Source organism: Planococcus donghaensis (assembly GCF_001687665.2).
In the GTDB taxonomy this organism is placed as follows: domain Bacteria; phylum Bacillota; class Bacilli; order Bacillales_A; family Planococcaceae; genus Planococcus; species Planococcus donghaensis.
Window position 1 is genome coordinate 2703806 of record NZ_CP016543.2, and the last position, 19141, is coordinate 2722946.

Below are 19141 nucleotides of genomic sequence, written 5' to 3' on the forward strand. Positions count from 1 at the left end.
AATGACAATTCAACAAGAACGTCATGTGCTGGTCATCTTTCCTCATCCTGACGATGAAGCGTTTGGGGTTTCCGGAACGATCACCACATACATTCAACAAGGCACTCCCGTAACATATGCCTGCTTAACTCTCGGCGAGATGGGACGTAATCTTGGCAATCCGCCATTTGCTACAAGAGAATCATTACCCGCAGTCCGTAAAAAAGAACTTCTAGCTTCTGCAGAGGCGATGGGATTAACGGATCTTCGGATGATGGGATTGCGTGATAAAACTATTGAATTTGAAGACGATGAAAAAATGGTCCGTATGATGACAGATTTAATCGAAGAATTAAACCCGTCGAAAATCATTACGTTCTATCCTGGCTTTGCCGTTCACCCTGATCACGAGGCGACTGCCCGTGCAGTTGTTCGCGCAGTGCGTCGAATGAAAGATCGTCCCACTCTTCATGGAGTGGCTTTTGCTAACGACACACTTGAAAAACTCGGCAACCCCGATGTTGTTTACAATATTAGTGACGTTCGCACACAAAAAATGAATTCGATGAAAGCTCACATTTCTCAAACTGCCTGGATGCTTGAAGAAATGGAACATAAACTTCAACAAGGTGACACTGAAACCGAAAACTGGTTAATGCAAGAACGTTTTTATAATTATCGCTGGAACGAAGATTTTGAAAAGTCCTTTTAAAATGACCCCTCAACTTTTTTTAAGTTGGGGGTGTTTTTTATTGTCGTTTTCAGATAATATAAACATTGGCGATAAAGCGTTTTCACGGGGAAAAGCGCTGTATAATCAGTTATTATCGCGTGTAATCATGCATAGAGAAAAGGGGAATTAGTTATGAAAAAGTATTCAACTTCAACATGGTTATTGTTCTTGATTCCTTCTTTACTCGGAATCCTATTGTTCTTGGTACCAATCCCAACTGAAGACGGTTGGTTGGTAACGATTGCAGTGCTCGCTAACCTCATGGCCGGAGCTATCGAATCCATCGTACCGTGGATTGTAATGGGTATTTTAATCGTGGCCGCGCTAGGTTCATTGTTCTTTGTCACGAAAAAAGTTAACGAAACCGAATATGTTTCATTTTTAGACAAGCTCTTTAACGTCAATCTTTTCTGGACTTTTGTACGCGTTCTTGGTGCGATTTTCTCGATTATGGTCTTATTCCAAATCGGTCCAGAGCCTGTATGGAACGAATATACTGGTGGCCTTCTTCTTTCAGGAAGCGGATTGCTATCTTTCCTTTTCACCATTTTCTTTTTTGCCGGACTTTTCCTTCCACTACTAATGAACTTTGGATTGCTTGAGTTTTTCGGAACGATGATGGTCAAAATTATGCGTCCACTTTTCCGTCTGCCTGGCCGTTCATCTATTGATGCTTTAGCTTCGTGGGTTGGAGATGGCACAATTGGTGTACTCCTTACAAGTAAACAATACGAAGCCAATAAGTACACGCAACGTGAAGCAGCCATTATTGGAACTACTTTCTCAGTTGTTTCAATCACATTTGCGATTGTTGTTATTCAAGAAATCGGTCTTGGAACATACTTCCTTCCGTATTACGCAACTGTTATTTTAGCAGGCGTAATCTTGGCATTAATCATGCCACGTATTTATCCTTTAACAAACAAGCCAACCACTTTCATGGATGGCACGCCACAGGAATCTCAAACAGAAGATGTTCCAAAAGGCTATAACGTTGCAACGCACGGACTTGAAAAAGCATTGTCAAAAGCTGATAACAACCGCTCACTTAGCGGATTCTTTAAAGACGGTTTTAAAAATGTTTTAGATATGTGGATCGGGGTTGCACCAGTTGTTATGGCCTTTGGTACAATTGCATTGATTCTTGCCGAGTACACTTCCGTATTTACTGTACTTGGTATGCCGTTTGTCCCTTATTTAAACTTACTAGGGGTTCCTGAAGCGGCTGCAGCGGCTGAATTGATGGTCGTTGGTTTTGCGGATATGTTCTTACCCGCGATTCTTGGTGCAGGCATTGAGTCTGAACTGACTCGCTTCGTTGTTGCCACAATGTCCGTTACACAATTGATTTACATGTCTGAAGTCGGTGGATTATTGCTTGGATCTAAAATCCCTGTAAACATTTTAGATTTAGTTGTGATTTTCATACTTCGTACAGTAATAGCGTTACCGATCGTTGTCGGTGTTGCACATTTACTGTTCTAATTTACAAAAAATGCCCTCCGCAAATTGCGGAGGGCATTTTTTAATTAGGTTTTGTTACACTAGTTGAAGCTTTTTTTTTAATTTTTCGAGCATATCGAAAGTCATTGCATCTAAGTCGTACGCAGTTTTAAAGCCCCATTCTGCTTTAGCAGCAGATGCATCGATACTATCTGGCCAGCTATTCGCAATTTCCTGTCTCACCGGATCAACTGCATAGGACATCTTGAAATCTGGAATATGCTTTTGAATAGACGCTGCGATTTCTTCAGGGGTGAAACTCATTGCCGTAACATTAAAGGCATTGCGATGAATTAATCGATCTGAATCTGCTTCCATTAAGTCAACGATGGCTTGCAAGGCATCTGGCATATACATCATATCCATAGCTGTACCTTCTGCAATATAAGACGTGTAGCTGCCTTTTTCAATTGCTTGGTAATAAATATCGACTGCATAATCAGTTGTGCCGCCACCTGGTTGTGCTACGTTTGAAATCAATCCTGGGAAACGAACGCCGCGTGTATCAACACCAAATTTGGTGTAATAATAATCACATAACAATTCCCCAGCAACTTTATTGACGCCATACATGGTTGTTGGACGCTGCAACGTATCTTGTGGCGTGTTTTTTTTAGGTGTTGAAGGACCGAATGCCCCAATAGAACTAGGCGTGAAAAATTGCATACCAAGTTTACGAGATGCTTCTAGTGCATTTACAAGACCACCCATATTTAGATTCCAAGCAAGCAAAGGCTTTTCTTCAGCAGTTGCCGACAATAACGCAGCCATATGAATCATGGTATCTGCTTTAAAGTCTTCTGCTAAATCATGCATTCTTTGTGCATCCGTAACATCTAAAATTTCAAAAGGTCCTGATTGATCATCAGATTGACGAATATCCGTGGCCAATACGTTTTCGTTGCCATAAATACCGCGTAATTTCCCGACAAGCTCTGACCCTATTTGTCCTAAAGCACCTGTAACCATAATTCGTTCCATTTCCAACACTCCTTTTCCACAAAAACATTTGTCCGTCCTAAAAACACAAAAAATACGTTATAAACCTTGTTAATCTAACCTTTAACATAAATTGATTATAAGTTGTTCTCTTTAAAAACACAAATATTTTCTTTGGAATAAGAGCTTAAATTAGCAGTGGCCTTAGTTCCGAAGCCAATAACTACAGGTGTACATTGCCTTATTTAAAAAAAATTTATTTTTCTGTTTATGTAGTTTGAGACTTCAAGAAATGCGTGCTATAATAAATCAGCTTTAGCATTCCTAGCGCTTTGCTAAGTAAACGCCATTTTTTTTTACTCATAAAACCAACTAAACAAGTAGGTAATGTAAACTATTAAGTTTAATTGGTCGATTTACTTTTCGGCAAAAAAGGGTATAGAGCTACAAAAAGGCAGAAGGAAAGACAAAACATTAAAAGAAATGAGGAGATTTTCATGAAGAAAATTAGTTTAGCGTTTTTATTATTCGTAGCAATGTTGGTGTTAGCTGCTTGTGGTGAGTCTGAAGAAACAGACACTTCTAAAGAGGAAACAGGTGGATCAGATCTATTATCTACTGTGCAAGAAGAAGGAACTTTAGTTATTGGAACAGAAGGTACTTACCCACCGTTTACTTTCCACGATGCTTCAGGCGAATTAACAGGATTTGATGTGGAAATTGCACGTGAAGTTGCAGATCGTCTTGGTGTTGAAGCTGAGTTTCTTGAAACGCAATGGGATGCTATGTTTGCTGGACTTGATGCTGGTCGTTTTGATATGGTAGCCAATCAAGTCGGGATTAATCCTGAGCGTCAAGAAAGCTATGAATTTTCTTCTCCTTATATCACATCTACTGCTGTTTTAGTGGTTGCTGAAGACAATACAGACATTAAAAGCTTTGAAGATTTAGAAGGTAAACTTTCAGCACAGTCGTTAACAAGTAACTATGCGGAAACGGCTACTTCTTTCGGCGCAGAATTAGAAGGTGTTGAAGGATTTAACCAAGCAATCGAATTGTTGAACTCAGGTCGTGTCGATGCAACAGTCAACGATAATTTAACGGTTTTAGATTTCATGACACAACGTCCAGATGCTAAAGTAAAAGTAGTAGATAAATCAGAAGAAGCTGCACAAAGTGGATTACTGTTTAGAAAAGACAGTGGCGCAATTGTGGATGAAGTCAGCAAAGCTTTAGCTGATATGATCGAAGACGGCACATACGATGAAATTTCAGAAAAATGGTTTGGTGAAAATGTACTTGAATAGTATTTTCTCAGACCCGGTCAGAATGGAACGGCTTGTGGATATTGCGCAATCCTCATTTCTTCCTTTGATCGAAGCAACGCTGCAATTCACTTTGCCACTATCCATTATTTCGTTTATTCTTGGATTGGCATTAGCGATTTTGACAGCATTAGCTAGAATTTCGACGGTTAAAATTTTTCAAATTATCGCTCGCGTTTATGTATCGATTATTCGAGGTACTCCTCTACTGGTTCAATTGTTTATTCTTTTTTATGGACTGCCAACACTCGGCATTACGATTGATCCATTTCCAGCAGCTGTGATCGGATTTTCATTAAACGTCGGAGCTTATGCTTCTGAAGTTATTCGAGCAGCCATCTTGTCGATACCGAAAGGTCAATGGGAAGCAGCCGGCACAATCGGCATGTCCTATACGCAGTCATTACGACGCGTGATTTTGCCGCAAGCCTCACGTGTTTCGCTTCCCCCTTTGTCAAACACGTTTATCAGCTTAGTAAAAGATACATCGCTTGCTTCGCTTATTCTCGTGACCGAAATGTTCCGAGTCGCTCAGCAAATTGCCGCAACGAATTACGAATTTTTGTTATTATACGGACAAGCAGCCTTGCTTTACTGGGTCATCTGTTTTGCCTTGTCCTTGGTTCAAGGCAGGCTGGAAAATCGTTTTGACCGGTATATTTCTAGATAATAAAAGCAGTTTACTGATTGCAGTAAGGAGTCCACTATGATTTCAATAAAAAATTTGCATAAAAAGTTCGGCAATCTCGAAGTATTAAAAGGCATTGATACAGAAGTTCAAAAAGGACAAGCGATTGTTGTCATTGGTCCATCAGGTTCTGGGAAAACAACCTTTCTTCGGTGTCTCAATACATTAGAGACCCCAACTTCTGGTTCGGTTACAATTGACGAACAAACAGTTGATTTTTCTAAGCCGTTGTCGAAAAAGCAAATTATGGCTTTTCGCAAACAATCAGCGATGGTGTTTCAGCATTATAATTTATTTCCTCACATGACCGCTCTTGAAAATGTGATGGAAGGCCCCATCATTGTGCAAAAACAAGACAAAAAACGAGCAAAACAAAAAGCGGAGCAATTGCTAACAAAAGTTGGGCTCGGCGAAAAGATGAACGATTATCCGTTTCAACTAAGCGGTGGTCAGCAGCAACGCGTCGGCATCGCTCGCGCTTTGGCACTTGAACCAAAAGTGATGTTATTCGATGAGCCAACCTCAGCCCTCGATCCCGAGTTAGTCGGAGAAGTATTACAAGTAATGAAAGAGCTTGCTGCTGAAGGTATGACGATGGTCGTAGTGACGCACGAAATGCGCTTTGCTAAAGGTGTCGCTGATGAAGTATTGTTTATGGACGAAGGTCGCATTATCGAACGCGGCAAACCAGAAGACATTTTCAATCACCCGAAAGAAGAACGCACTCAACGGTTCTTGAGTTTGATACAAGAAACAGAAGTTTAAGGGAAAGTGAAGCAGCCGTCTAACGACTTCTGAGTTTTTCATAGTAGTTTCCACTCAAAAAACCTCGCATCCTTTTTAGGAATGCGAGGTTTTTTCAATTTCTATTTAATAACACATGATTTCTCTGTCAGTTTGTCTAGTTGTGCTTGGTCTACTTCGATACCTAATCCCGGTTTGCCTGATAATAAAACATATGGATGTTCGTACTTTAAATCACCAATTTCTTCGCTGAATAAAAGCGGCCCAGTCAATTCGGTGCTTTCGATATTAATGCGGGACATAGCTACATGATAACCTGCTGCTGAACCGACAGACGATTCAACCATAGAACCGATCTGGCACAACATGCCAGCCGCTTCAGCTGCTTTCGCCATTTGAATGGCATGAAAAATACCGGCGCATTTCATAAGTTTGATGTTAAGTACGTCAGCTGCTTCTAAACGAATAATCTCAAGTAAATCTTCCATTGATTGAATGCTTTCGTCCGCCATAATCGGAACAGCAGTTTTTGAGCGAATTTCCGCTAAGCCACGAATATCTCCCATGCGAATTGGTTGTTCGATCCAAGTGATGTTGGCTCCTTCGAGCTGCTTAATCGCTGCAACGGCAATACCTGGTGATTTCCATCCTTGGTTAACATCAACGCGAATCGGCATATCTTTTCCTACTGCTTCGCGGACAGCTAAAATTCGGTCTACATCTTCTTGTGCCTGTCCTTTTCCAACTTTAAGTTTTAACGATGCATAACCCATTTCAACCGCTTTTTTTGCTTTTTCCGCCATAATCTCAGGCGCTTCAATGCTCAACACTTTCGGATAATCCAAGTGAGCCGTTGCTTGTCCACCAATCAAATTGTAAACGGGTTGTCCAACTGCTTTCCCCATCAAGTCATAACAAGCAATGTCGACCGCTGCTTTAGATGCTGGATTTCGTGACATTAACGCATTCATTTTTGAATGAATAGCTTCAATATCAAAAGGACTCATCCCGATAATTGCCGGCAAAAATTGTTCTTTTAAAATTTCATAGGCAGCAGTGAAATATTCTCCTGTGACATGCTCATCAGGCACTGCCTCTCCATACCCAACAAGCCCAGTATCCGTTTCCAACGCGATAATTAAAGCAGGCATATCTGGATAAGTCGCGTAAGAAATGATGAACGGTTCGTTGAGTGGAAATCTCACAGCGTGCAAAGTTGCTTTAGTGATTTTCATTTGAGTGCCTCCAATGGATTTATCTTATTGTATACTTATACTATAGTGAATTTTTAGACAGATTGGTAACTTAATTTCATCCTAAGGAGTTTTGTATATGACCCGAACAAAGCAGCTTGATTTATTGTTTGAAGAGATGATTGAGATCAGAAGATATTTACATATGAATCCTGAACTATCACATCAAGAAATTGCGACTCCTGCTTTTATTGCAGACCGCTTGGAAGAAATGGGTGTGGAAGTTCGGCGCGATGTAGGTGGACGTGGTGTGGTAGGAACGATACGTGGCGGCAAACCCGGCAAAACGATTGCATTTCGCGCTGATTTTGATGCCTTGCCGATTGATGACCAAAAAGAAGTTGTTTATAAATCGACTGTTCCAGGTGTTATGCATGCGTGTGGACATGACGGTCATACAGCAGCGTTGCTTGGCTTTGCGAAAGCGATGGTCGCTATGCAAGATGACTTGCCAGGAACGATTGTGCTGATTCACCAGTTTGGCGAGGAAGTATCGCCTGGTGGTGCACAGGCCATGATTGCCGATGGTTGTTTAAATGGTGTAGATGAAGTGTATGGCGCGCATTTGCAGAGCACGATGGACATAGGTAGCGTTTATTTACGCGACGGATTTTTACAAGCTTCTGAAGATGTCGTTAAAATTGTTGTGCACGGTTCAGGAACCCATGGGGCCGAACCGCATCACGGCGTTGATCCGATTTTAGCAGCGAGCCACATTATGGTAGCTTTGCAATCGATCGTCAGCCGGAATGCAAATCCGTTAAAAGAACTTGTTGTAACGATCGGTAAGTTTCATGCAGGAGATGCGGATAACGTTATTTCGAGTAAAGCAGTGCTCGAAGGAACCATTCGTGTATTCGATCCTGAAATTCGAAAATTAGCGAGTCAGCGGCTGCGGACAATTGTGGAAAATGTGGCAATTGCCTTGGGAGCTACTGCAGAAGTTAGCATCGAAGCGGGATACGACTCGCTTTGGAATCACCCAGCCGAAACGAACATTGTTCGAGCAGCTGCAGCGAGCGTGTTAGGCGCAGATCATGTTGTGGAAATCGATCCGGTGATGCCAGTTGAAGATTTTACGTATTATACGCAAGCTAAGCCTGGTGCTTACTTTTTTGTAGGTGCGAAAATGGAAAATGATTCATTAGTTTATCCACATCACCATGAAAACTTTGATTTTAATGAGCATGCCATGTTGATAACAGCAAAAGTGTTTGCGGAGATTTATTTTAAAGCGCAAGAATCTGCCGTGGACAGTATTTCTGGTGATTTGGACAGTATTTGAGAAATTCGGACAGTATTCTACACAAATCGGACAGTATTTCGTCCAATCTCGACAGTATCGCCTTTATTTGGAAATAAAAACAAGCCAAGCGGCATGATAGTGACCGCTTGGCTTGTTTTTTTGTTTTATTAGTTGATAACGCCTAATTCTTTACCGACTTTTTCGTAAGTCGCGATGGCTTCATCTAACATTTCTTTCGTGTGAGCCGCTGTTGGCATGTTGCGTACGCGGCCAGTGCCTTTTGGAACCGTTGGGAAGACGATTGATTTTGCATATACGCCTTCTTCAAACAAACGTTTCGAGAATTCTTGTGTCAGCTTCTCATCGCCGATGATGCAAGGTGTGATTGGCGTTTCTGAATGACCAATGTCAAAGCCTAAAGCGTCTAGACCTTTTTTCAAGTAGTCGCCATTGTCCCATAACTTGTCATGCAATTCTGTTGAATCAATAATCATTTGAACAGCTGCTGTAATCGCTGCAACGTCTCCCGGAGTTACCGCTGTTGAGAATAAGAATGGACGTGAACGAACTTTCAACCAGTCGATCAAGTTTTTCTTGCCGGCTACATAACCGCCAACAACCCCGACTGCTTTAGACAACGTGCCCATTTGCATATCGATTTCTTTTTCAAGACCGAAATGTTTTACAGTTCCTTTCCCTTTCCCTGTTACGCCTGATCCGTGTGCATCATCCACATACGTAATCAAGTCAAACTCTTTTGCGATTTCAACGATTTCTGGAAGTTTGGCAATATCGCCATCCATCGAGAAGACGCCATCTGTAATGACCATTACTTTATTGTAAAGTCCTGATTCTGTTGCTTCTTTTGCTTTCATGCGAAGATCTTCCATGTCCGAATGTTTAAAAGCGATAATTTTCGCTTTTGACAAGCGGCAGCCATCAATGATTGATGCATGATTTAACTGATCCGAAAGAATCGCGTCGTTTTTATCCATTACCGCTGAAATGGCGGCCATGTTGCAGTTAAAACCTGATTGGTAAGATAATGCCGCTTCTGTTCCTTTAAATTCCGCAAGCTTTTCTTCTAACTTCACGTGTAAGTCAAGTGTACCGTTAATTGTACGAACGGCACCTGCTCCAACACCGTATTGATCGATTGCGTCTTTCGCAATTTGTTTCAAGTCTGCGTTTGTTGCTAGACCTAAATAGTTATTTGAAGAAAGGTTGATTAAGTCTTTGCCGCGCACTTTGATGATCGCGCCGTTTGGTCCTTCCACTGGGTCGATTTCGTTATAAAGACCTTGCTCTTTTAATTCTGTTAAGTTTTCATCTAAAAATGCATCTAATTTTTTTGACAATGTCCTCTTCCTTTCAAAACAAAATTCTGTCTCTATCTTACCATACGGCCATTTTTTCCAAAAGAAAAAGCGGACCGAGGTCCGCTTTCGACTTATTTTTCTGCTTTTGGATTTTTTGTTTTGTACTGCACTTCATATGTGAATTCTTTCGCTTCTCGTTGCCCTTCTTCTGCAGCATATGATGTAATCATTTTCACATTGCCTTCGCGCAGAACTTGTTGTAAATCGAGTGCTTGTTTATCTGTCACGTTATATGGATCTACATGGAAAACACGTTCTTTGCCATTTTTCTTTGTTTGGATAAATGTTGTTGTAAAGTTTACGTACTCTCCTTTTAATTGGCCCAGTGATTGGAACGGATCTGTTGATGTGCCATCCGCTGAGAAATTGCCTAGTTGAATATCTTTCAGGAACCAGCCTGTCTCATTATAACCCCAGTCCGTTAAGTTACGGAATGAAACTAAAACATCTTGCCCTGCATATGTTGATAAATCAAAGGTTTCAGTTGTCCAATCACCATTCGTGCCTGTAAATCCAGGAACGTTTTCTTTGATGGTCGGGTAACCTTCTTCAACTACGTCACTGCGTGTGTTTTCATTTTCAAGAGAAGTCCACGTATCGCCATTGTCTGTTGATACTTGAACCATCCCGTAATCCCACTGTTCTTCAATATCGTAGAAGTGATCAAACGTTAATGTTGCGTTAGTATCAGGAACCGTGGCACCAAAGATTAATGCTTGATCTGCTTCATCACCATTATTAGCATGCAAGACTTGTTCTCCAGAACCTTTAGGATCTGCTATTGTTTTCCACTGCAATGGCAGGAAGTCAACGCCGTCAAATTCTAATCCACGAACGTCTTTGCCAAAGTTAAACTCTTTAAAGTCCCCACCCCATGCCGGAACGCCTTCTTTTTCAAACGTTTTTGCTTTTTCAAAGTCTACTGTCTTTCCTCTTACTGCTCCCTCTTTGCCGACTGGTAGTTCTCTCAAGTTAATGCTATCAAAGTTGTAATCGCTGCTGACATTTGAATTATCTAATGTCAAAGCTGTCATAAAGTTTTGATACACTTCCGTAAATGTTTTGCCGGTAGCGTTATCTCTCAATACTTTTTCAACACTAACGATTCCTTGGCTGGTACCGTCTGTTGCCAATTCACGAACAAACTCTTTGCCGAACTTATCGTACATATAAAGCATAAACAAGTAGACTTGACCATAGTCTGCAATTGTTTCTGGTCCTGTTGCCGCTGTACCGTGCTCATCCCAATTTACTAGTGAATTTTCTGGGTGATCTAAATAAAAATTGATTGATCCTTCCCCGTGACCATAACCGCCAAGGTATTCAGAGAAAGTCGACATGCCTTCATTTAGCCAACTTTCTTCTGCACCGTCATTATCCGCTTGGATTAAATGTTGCAACTCATGAATCGTTGTCCCGAAGAACGTGCTTTCTAAACGTGTGTCCCACGAATTTGTATCGATTGTAACAATGTTGCGATCGATGTAGTTTTCAATGGTTTGCCAAAAGAAGCCGGCAACGAAAAATGGATAACTTGGATTATCCCAACCTTCATCTTGCACATTGTCAACAAGCATAATAATTTTGTCAGAACCCTCGTAATAATCATCAGGCAGACCAACCAGACCAGGAAGTGGCGAATTTGATCCGTCCAGTGACTCAGGTGTCCCAAAAAACTCAGTTGCTGTCGGATAAATATTGCTGTCGAATTCGTCGCGCAGTTTATCTACTTGTGCTTGTGTAACGACGTCAGCCGGTTTTGGATTGTTTGGACCGTATGACAAGTCATTCGCTACCCAAATTTCTACATTGTCCCCAATACTTCTAAGTGTGAAATCTTTAAAAGATAAGTTGCGATTCAAAAACTTTTTCGTGCCGCCATCGTATGTAAATGTACCATCGGCCTCGGCATCTGCTTCTCCGTTTCCTACTTCATCGGCTTGCGCTTTTATCTTTTTCTCCGCTTCTTTTTGGAAGTCGGCATCTTGTGACAGTTTATTCAGGTTGCCATCAATATCAATTCGTTCTCCGTACCTTTCGCTGTTCCAATCATTTATGGATGGTACGGTCTCGCTTGGTGCCGCTATTGCTGCTGGTGCCATTAAAGATAAGGTTAAAGCACTAGCTGATAAAATTGATACCCATTTGCTGTTTTTCATTGTGGTTCCCCTCTCTAAATGTCAGAATATTATTACTATTGAAATCATAACATGAGAGTTTAACCAGAAAAATGGGAAGTAAGATATATTTCGTGTAACGAAATTACTTATAGTGTAATTACATTTTTATCCATATGATTGTTTTTAATAGTTTAAATTTATTAAAAAAATAAAAAACCGCCACTTCGGCGGTTTCAACTTATTTCAATGCATGTTCAAGATCTTCAATTAAATCTTCTACATCTTCAATACCCACTGAAATACGAACTAATCCTTCTACGATTCCTAGCTCTGCGCGTCGTTCAATCGGAATAGATGCATGTGTCATTTGTGCAGGGACAGAAATCAAGCTCTCCACTGCACCTAAGCTTTCAGCTAAGGTAAAGTATTTTAGTTTGGCTAGTAATTCTCCAGCTTTTTCTTTGCTGCCCACATCAAATGAAATCATGCCGCCAAAACCAGTTGCTTGTTTTTGCATCAATTCGCGGCCCGGATGACTTTCGAGTCCTGGGTAAATAACTTTCCCAACAGCATCGTGCCCTTCGAGAAATTCCGCAATTTTTTGTGCATTGGAATTGGCTTCTTCCATGCGCAACCCCAAGGTTTTCAATCCACGAATCAGTAGCCAAGAATCTTGCGGTCCTAAAATTGCGCCAATCGAATTTTGTACAAAGTGAACTTCTTCTGCAAGCTCCGCTGAATTAACAACAACCAGTCCCGCCACAACATCACTATGTCCACCAATGTATTTTGTCGCACTATGCAAGACAATATCTGCCCCTAACTTAATTGGGTTTTGCAAATAAGGCGTCATGAATGTGTTATCTACAATCGTTAGCAAGTTTTTCGATTTCGCGAAAGCTGCAACGGCTTCGATATCTGTTACTTTTAGCAAAGGATTGGTCGGCGTTTCAATGAAAATCGCTTTTGTGTTTTCTTTTACAGCTGCTTCTACTTCCGCTAAGTTTCCAGTATCCACAAAAGTAAATTCTAAGCCAAAGCGGTTTAATACTTTGTTGATCACACGATAAGTTCCACCGTACACATCATCTGTTAACACGATATGGTCCCCTGCTGAAAACAGCATCATCACAGATGAAATGGCAGCCATTCCTGAGCCAAATGCAAATCCAGCATGCCCGAATTCCACATCTGCAATCAATTCTTCCAGTGCATGACGTGTTGGGTTTCCAGTGCGCGAATATTCGTAGCCTTTAAATTTCCCAACCGCTTCTTGCTTATACGTGCTCACTTGATAAATCGGTGTCGACACGGCTCCTGTTGCTTCGTCTCCGAATATGCCACCGTGTATTAATCTAGTTTTTGGTTTCATTGGTGTTCCTCCTCAAAACTTCTTTCGTAAATTTGTTGACTCATATAGCGTTCACTTGAATCTGCGAATACCGTTACAATATGACTGCCGGGTTTCGCCGTCTCGGCTTCACGTACCGCCGCTACAAACGCTGCTCCTGACGAACTGCCGACTAACAAGCCTTCTGTTTTCGCTAGTTCCCGAACCGCCATAAATGCTTCTTTATCGGTAATCGTATGGATCGCTTCAAAATAGCTTTTATCCATGTACTCCGGCAAAAATTCCATGCCGATGCCTTCGGTCAAATGAGGTCCTGAGGGTCCGCCGTTTAATATCGAGCCTTCAGGTTCCACAATGACCGTTTTAATTTCTTTTTGTTGAGACTTTAAATAGCGAGCGGTGCCCATGAAAGTTCCACCTGATCCTGCCCCCGCAACAAAGACGTCAATTTTTCCGTCTAATGCATTCCATAGTTCAGGGCCAAGTGTCCGGACATACGTTTCCGGATTGGCCGGGTTGGAAAATTGAGAAGGAGAAAATGCATTTTGTTCTTTCACCAATTGTTCGGCTTTTTTAATCGCGCCTTTAATCCCTTCTTCTGTCGGGGTATTAATAACTTCTGCACCTAACGCACGCATCAAACCTTGTTTTTCTTGGCTGAACTTTTCTGGTACGACAAATTTCACACGATAGCCTTTGCCGATTGCTGCGATTGCTAAACCAATGCCGGTATTGCCGGCAGTTGGTTCGATTATGGTGCCACCTGGTTTGAGGACGCCCCGTTTCTCGGCATCTTCTATAAGCGAAACGCCTAAACGGTCTTTCACACTCCCCCCAGGATTAAAATATTCAAGCTTGGCGAAGATACGGCAGCCGTTTGGAATTTCACTATGTGTTAATTCCATTAAAGGTGTATCCCCAATCAATTGTTGAATGTTCGTTACGTAATCCATCGATATTCTCCTTAGTTTGCTGTTTCCGCGAATACTTGAGTCCATTGATCTTTTTTCGCTAACATTTCACGTGCCAACTCTTTCGCGCCCTCTAAGCTATGACTCGCAGCCCAACCGCATTGCACTTCATTACACGCTGGCACTTCGTCCGCTTCGATGACGTCTTTTAATGTATTTTCTAAAATACGTAGGATTTCATCGTAATCATCAAGATTTATAACAGACAAGTAAAATCCTGTTTGGCACCCCATTGGCCCGATATCGACAATATCATCTGAATGATTGCGACTATGTTCAGCCATCATGTGTTCAAGAGAATGAAGACCTGGCATGTCCATATGCTCTTTGTTTGGTTGCTTGAATCGGATATCGTATTTGCGGATAGTATCGCCTTTAACTCCTGTTTTTTCTCCCGCTAAACGGACATACGGTGCTGCCACTTTTGTGTGATCTAAGTTAAAGCTTTCAACATTCATTTTTTTCATCTCTATCGCTCCTTATATTTTAGTTGCTTCTATCAAAAAGACGTAGTTGTTCATCTTCGACAAGTTTACGGTAAACCCTGCTTTTATGATTAACTCTTTTAATTTCGGAATCGTCGTATAGTATTCGCGGTTCAAATCTTCCACTAAATTAAAATGTCCTCTTGCTTGTTCAAAAGCAATCATTTCTTGTTTGCTTTGTTCTGTATCAAACACGGTATCCGCAAAAATCACTTTACCGCCAGATGGCAATTTTTCGGCGTAAATTTGAAACGCACGCGCTTTTTCTGCATCGGTTAGATGATGAAACGCATATGAACTTACAAAACTTTGCGCCGAAATTGGTGTTTCAAATTCCAAAAAATCTCCGTCTATGACTGTTAAATTCGGCATTTTTTGTGCAGTGACTTGTCGCATTGCTTGATTTGGTTCGATACCAACTACTTGGAAACCCTGTTCTAGTAGTTTTTCAGCTAGATTGCCAGTACCCACGCCAAATTCGATCACAGGCCCAATCGCTGCCTCTGCTACTGCTTGTAAGATTTCATTATATTTTAAGAAAACGTCTCTATACTCTTCATCATTGCCATTCACTGATTCATCATAGGTGTGGACCCACTCATCAAATATCTCTACAAATTCACGCCCCATAAAAATGCCTCCTCAGGTTTTTTATACAAAACCAATAGACTTACTAGGTTTTATTAAATCATATTGCTTTAAAGGTTTCAAGTATTGTGGGATAAGTTCCCCTTTTTCCCACAAAAAAAGCCAGGCATCTATGCCTAGCTTTACTTTTAAACTTTGAGAACGTGGGGCTGGTTTTCTTTATCGCCTATTAAAATTACGAGCAGTTTTTCAAATTGAGGTAACGACTGCTGAACGATTCGGCCAGTCAACAATGCCACAGCGATCGTCCCAATTCCAACTGGTCCTCCGAGTAACCAACCGAGCAATGCGACGCCTACTTCAATCCCTGCACGAACCACACTTATACTCAATCCCGTTTTATGAACGAGCAACATCATCAAGCTATCTCGCGGTCCCGCACCGATTTTGGGCGATACATACAGACCTACACCATACCCTGAAATGACAATACCCGCTGATAGGATTATTATTTGCCCAACTAACGTGTGAATGTCTGGAATTAAAAAATTAAAAATATCGATAAAGACCCCAACCAATAACATGTTTAAAAAAGTGCCGACTTGCGGAATTTGCCGCGTAAAGAAAGCTGTAATCGCAATGATCGTGAACCCAGCAATAACTGACCACGTACCAATCGTCAGTCCGAAATTCAGATACAAACCAACATGCAAAACATCCCATGGACCAATGCCTAGTTTGCTCCCTTTAATCGTCATCGTAAACCCAAGAGCAAGAACGATCAATCCAACAATAAAAAACAACCAGCGATAAAATAACGAACGCTTCATTCAAATCCTTCTTTCTATATGTTGATATGAAAAATCCATCCATTCACGAAAGAATGGATGGAGGCTTTATTGAATTGATGTGGTCAACTCAGCAAAATAACCTTTTGTTACAGACACAAGTTCCGTTGGGGACAATTTTAGTTGCATGCCGATTTTACCCGCAGAAACGATCAGCTGAGACAATTGCTCTGCTTCTGTAGAAACAAATGTTGGAAATGGTTTTTTCATTCCGACAGGTGAACAACCGCCACGGACATAACCTGTTAAAGACAAAATATCTTTTACAGGAATCATATCGATTTTCTTTTCACCGGCGGCTTTTGCTGCTTTTTTTAAGTCTAGTTCTTCTGCAACAGGAATCACGAAGACATAGATTTGTTTTGATACACCTGATGCGACAAGTGTTTTATAGACAAGTTCTGGTGAATAACCGATTTTGTCAGCTACAGAGACACCATCTACTTTGCCATCTTCTACTGAATAATGGAGTAGCTCATACGGAATTTTTTCCTTGTCGAGCATACGAGCCGCGTTCGTTTTTGCGATTTTTTTTGCCATGACATCTTCCCCTTGCTTTGAAAAGATTCGTTAGTCACAGCATACCATTATCTGTAAAGGGATTCTATTCGCTTTGACCTAGTAATTTTTTTAATGCCTCGGCCATTGCTGTATTTTGCGGTGCTTCGTCTTGTTGCTTCAAGTATTTATTGACGTCTTTTTTATTGGCTTTGGATTGGCCAGACTTTTTACGTTTTTCAAATGCTGACAGTTTTTCACGGTGACCGCATTTGCAAACAAAAATTTTGCCGTCTCCTTCACCTTGCAATTCCAACTTTTTATGGCAATTTGGACAGCGCGCATTGGTTTGCATTGCTACTTGCTTTTTATAACCACATTCACGGTCCTGGCAGACATTCATCTTGCCACGCTTGCCGTTGACTTCAAGAAGCGGTTTGCCGCAGTCGGGGCACATTTTGCCGGTGATGTTATCGTGTTTAAACTTCTTATCGCTCTTTTTAATATCGGAAACCGATTTTTCAGCGAATGCGATCATTTCTGTAATAAACTGTTCTTTTTTCAATTGGCCTTTCGCAATTTTCGTTAACTGCTGCTCCCAATCGGCCGTAAGTTTTGGTGATTTCAAGTCTTCTGGAACGAGTTCAAGCAATTGACGACCTTTTGACGTAATCGTTAAGTCTTTGCCTTTTTTCTCGATCAAGAACGTATTGAATAATTTATCGATAACGTCAGCTCGTGTGGCAACTGTTCCCAGTCCACCAGCTTCACCTAGTGTTTGAATGACTTCTTTTGTTTCACCGCTCATAAACTGTGCTGGATTCTCCATAGCACCCAGCAGCGTTCCTTCATTGAAAAACGCAGGTGGCTTGGTTTTGCCGTCTGTTAATGCAATGCCTTTAAGCGTCAGCTTTTGATCTTTTTCAAAAGCTGGCAACGTCGTGTCGTTGTCATCGCCTTCGTCTTTGTAAATGCGTTTCCAACCTTCGTTGCGAACGGTATTGCCTCTCGCTTGGAATATTTCTCCGCCAGCCGTTAACTTGACCGTCGTTTGGTCAAATTCGTATTGCGGATAAAATACCGCGAGGAAACGTTTAACAATCATGTCGTATAATTTATGCTCTTTGTCCGATAAATCGTGTAAAGGCGGCGTTTCTTCTGTCGGGATAATCGCGTGGTGATCGGAAACTTTCGCATCATCGATTACGCCTTTTTGCGGTGCTACTGGGTTTTTCAAAATCATCGAAGCTGCACTACGGTATGGTCCCATTTGTACGGCTTTGATGCGGTCTTTTAACGTATCCCGCATATCGCTCGTTAAATGCTTCGAATCAGTACGCGGGTATGTCACGATTTTATAGCGCTCGTACAAGTTTTGTAGCGTATTCAGCGTTTCTTTTGCTGACCAGCTATAGCGCTTGTATGCTTCTTTTTGCAGTTCCGTCAAATCGAATAAAGGCGGTGCAGGCTGACGTTTCGGCGTAATCTTAATATCCGTTACAGTACCTTCATGCGTGTTTTCGAGTTTAGCGAACAGCTTATCGATATTTTCTTTATCGAATGATTGTGTCGAGTTGCCATCTGTCCATGTAAATGTCGCTTGGTCGGTAATGGCTTGCATGCCGTAATACGCTTTCGGCTGGAAATTGCGAATTTGTTTTTCCCGTTCGGCAATCATGGCGAGCGTCGGCGTTTGCACGCGTCCTGTTGATAGTTGCGCGTTGTATTTGACCGTTAGCGCGCGTGTAGCATTAATGCCGACAACCCAATCCGCTTCTGCACGTGCTACGGCTGCTGCATATAAATTTTCGTAAGCGCGACCGTCTTTTAAGTTATTAAACCCGTCCTTGATGGCTTTGTCGGTAACCGACGAAATCCATAAACGCTTTACCGGTTTACGTGTATTGGTTTTTTCTAAAATCCACCGTGCGACAAGTTCGCCTTCGCGGCCAGCGTCTGTTGCGATGATGATATCTTTGACATCGCCTCGCTGCAATTGCGATTTTACCGCATTGAATTGTTTCATCGATTGTTTGATTGGCACTAATTTGAATGGTTTTGGAATGATTGGCAACGTGTCCATTTTCCATTCTTTAAAGTCATTATTGTATTGCTCTGGCTGCGCATGCGTCACTAAATGGCCAAGTGCCCACGTGACGATATACTGCTTGCCTTCTAAATAGCCGTTTCCTTTTTGGTCACATCCTAATACACGCGCAATGTCACGCGCAACGGATGGCTTTTCTGCTAAAACGATTGATTTCATTTATATTCACCCTCATTTCTACTGTGGTTATTGTAACATTTTCTGTTGGGACTGGCTTTTGAGAGGTGTTTTGAGCGTTCCGACAGTATTTTGGTGATTTGGACAGTATTTGACGGAATTCGGACAGTATTCTAGCTAATTTGGACAGTATTTCACCCAATCCCGACAGTACTTCCATTAACTTCAAATTCCTCTTGCACCTGACGCACATTCTAGCTATATTTA

General features: G+C 41.5%; 17 protein-coding genes. 6 read left to right on the forward strand and 11 right to left on the reverse strand.

Translation table 11 applies throughout. From position 1 onward, the window contains the following. Position 1: 1 nt before the first annotated feature. Together bshB2 and BCM40_RS13325 are read left to right on the forward strand one after the other, a co-directional pair. Positions 2-691 (forward strand): bacillithiol biosynthesis deacetylase BshB2, encoded by a 690-nt coding sequence (gene bshB2 / locus BCM40_RS13320; protein ID WP_065525472.1) that lies wholly within the window; start codon positions 2-4, stop codon positions 689-691. A 153-nt stretch (positions 692-844) separates the two neighbouring features. After that, positions 845-2197, forward strand: coding sequence for a YjiH family protein (locus tag BCM40_RS13325; protein ID WP_065525471.1), 1353 nt, complete (start codon positions 845-847; stop codon positions 2195-2197). Between the two features lie 54 nt (positions 2198-2251). Here the strand turns inward: BCM40_RS13325 and BCM40_RS13330 are convergent, their stop codons facing one another. Then, complete coding sequence (locus BCM40_RS13330; RefSeq protein WP_065525470.1) at positions 2252-3196, reverse strand: L-threonine 3-dehydrogenase; 945 nt, start codon at positions 3194-3196, stop codon at positions 2252-2254. Between the two features lie 455 nt (positions 3197-3651). Between BCM40_RS13330 and BCM40_RS13335 the strand changes: the two genes are divergently transcribed. The 3 genes from BCM40_RS13335 to BCM40_RS13345 are packed head-to-tail and all read left to right on the forward strand — an operon-like array spanning position 3652 to position 5932. After that, on the forward strand, positions 3652-4461 hold the full coding sequence (locus tag BCM40_RS13335; RefSeq protein ID WP_065525469.1) for an amino acid ABC transporter substrate-binding protein: 810 nt from the start codon (positions 3652-3654) through the stop codon (positions 4459-4461). Beyond that, complete coding sequence (locus tag BCM40_RS13340; RefSeq protein WP_065527663.1) at positions 4448-5149, forward strand: amino acid ABC transporter permease; 702 nt, start codon at positions 4448-4450, stop codon at positions 5147-5149. The genes BCM40_RS13335 and BCM40_RS13340 overlap by 14 nt, the downstream gene beginning before the upstream one ends. Before the next feature lie 36 nt (positions 5150-5185). Continuing rightward, positions 5186-5932 (forward strand): amino acid ABC transporter ATP-binding protein, encoded by a 747-nt coding sequence (locus BCM40_RS13345; protein WP_065525468.1) that lies wholly within the window; start codon positions 5186-5188, stop codon positions 5930-5932. A gap of 101 nt (positions 5933-6033) precedes the next feature. On the opposite strand, the gene BCM40_RS13350 is transcribed toward BCM40_RS13345, so the two are convergent. Next, entirely contained in the window at positions 6034-7146 is a 1113-nt protein-coding gene (locus BCM40_RS13350) for a mandelate racemase/muconate lactonizing enzyme family protein (RefSeq protein WP_065525467.1), read from the reverse strand. Positions 7147-7243: 97 nt separating this feature from the next. Between BCM40_RS13350 and BCM40_RS13355 the strand changes: the two genes are divergently transcribed. Beyond that, a complete protein-coding gene (locus tag BCM40_RS13355) occupies positions 7244-8449 on the forward strand; it encodes a M20 metallopeptidase family protein (RefSeq protein WP_065525466.1) in 1206 nt (401 codons plus the stop codon). Positions 8450-8577: 128 nt separating this feature from the next. Here the strand turns inward: BCM40_RS13355 and BCM40_RS13360 are convergent, their stop codons facing one another. The 9 genes from BCM40_RS13360 to BCM40_RS13400 form a co-directional block, all read right to left on the reverse strand. Continuing rightward, entirely contained in the window at positions 8578-9768 is a 1191-nt protein-coding gene (locus BCM40_RS13360) for a glycine C-acetyltransferase (RefSeq protein WP_065525465.1), read from the reverse strand. A gap of 92 nt (positions 9769-9860) precedes the next feature. Further along, entirely contained in the window at positions 9861-11948 is a 2088-nt protein-coding gene (locus BCM40_RS13365; RefSeq protein ID WP_065525464.1) for an immune inhibitor A domain-containing protein, read from the reverse strand. A 199-nt stretch (positions 11949-12147) separates the two neighbouring features. Then, a complete protein-coding gene (locus BCM40_RS13370) occupies positions 12148-13281 on the reverse strand; it encodes a bifunctional cystathionine gamma-lyase/homocysteine desulfhydrase (protein WP_065525463.1) in 1134 nt (377 codons plus the stop codon). After that, a complete protein-coding gene (locus BCM40_RS13375; RefSeq protein WP_065525462.1) occupies positions 13278-14213 on the reverse strand; it encodes a PLP-dependent cysteine synthase family protein in 936 nt (311 codons plus the stop codon). The genes BCM40_RS13370 and BCM40_RS13375 overlap by 4 nt, the downstream gene beginning before the upstream one ends. An 11-nt stretch (positions 14214-14224) precedes the next feature. Continuing rightward, positions 14225-14698, reverse strand: coding sequence for an S-ribosylhomocysteine lyase (locus BCM40_RS13380; RefSeq protein ID WP_065525461.1), 474 nt, complete (start codon positions 14696-14698; stop codon positions 14225-14227). Positions 14699-14710: 12 nt separating this feature from the next. Beyond that, on the reverse strand, positions 14711-15346 hold the full coding sequence (locus tag BCM40_RS13385) for a class I SAM-dependent DNA methyltransferase (RefSeq protein WP_065525460.1): 636 nt from the start codon (positions 15344-15346) through the stop codon (positions 14711-14713). 146 nt (positions 15347-15492) lie between these two features. Further along, positions 15493-16134, reverse strand: coding sequence for a YczE/YyaS/YitT family protein (locus BCM40_RS13390; RefSeq protein ID WP_065525459.1), 642 nt, complete (start codon positions 16132-16134; stop codon positions 15493-15495). A gap of 66 nt (positions 16135-16200) precedes the next feature. Next, a complete protein-coding gene (gene ybaK / locus BCM40_RS13395) occupies positions 16201-16692 on the reverse strand; it encodes a Cys-tRNA(Pro) deacylase (RefSeq protein WP_065525458.1) in 492 nt (163 codons plus the stop codon). Between the two features lie 64 nt (positions 16693-16756). After that, positions 16757-18916, reverse strand: a complete 2160-nt coding sequence (locus BCM40_RS13400) for a DNA topoisomerase III (protein ID WP_065525457.1) — start codon at positions 18914-18916, stop codon at positions 16757-16759. Positions 18917-19141 lie beyond the last annotated feature (225 nt).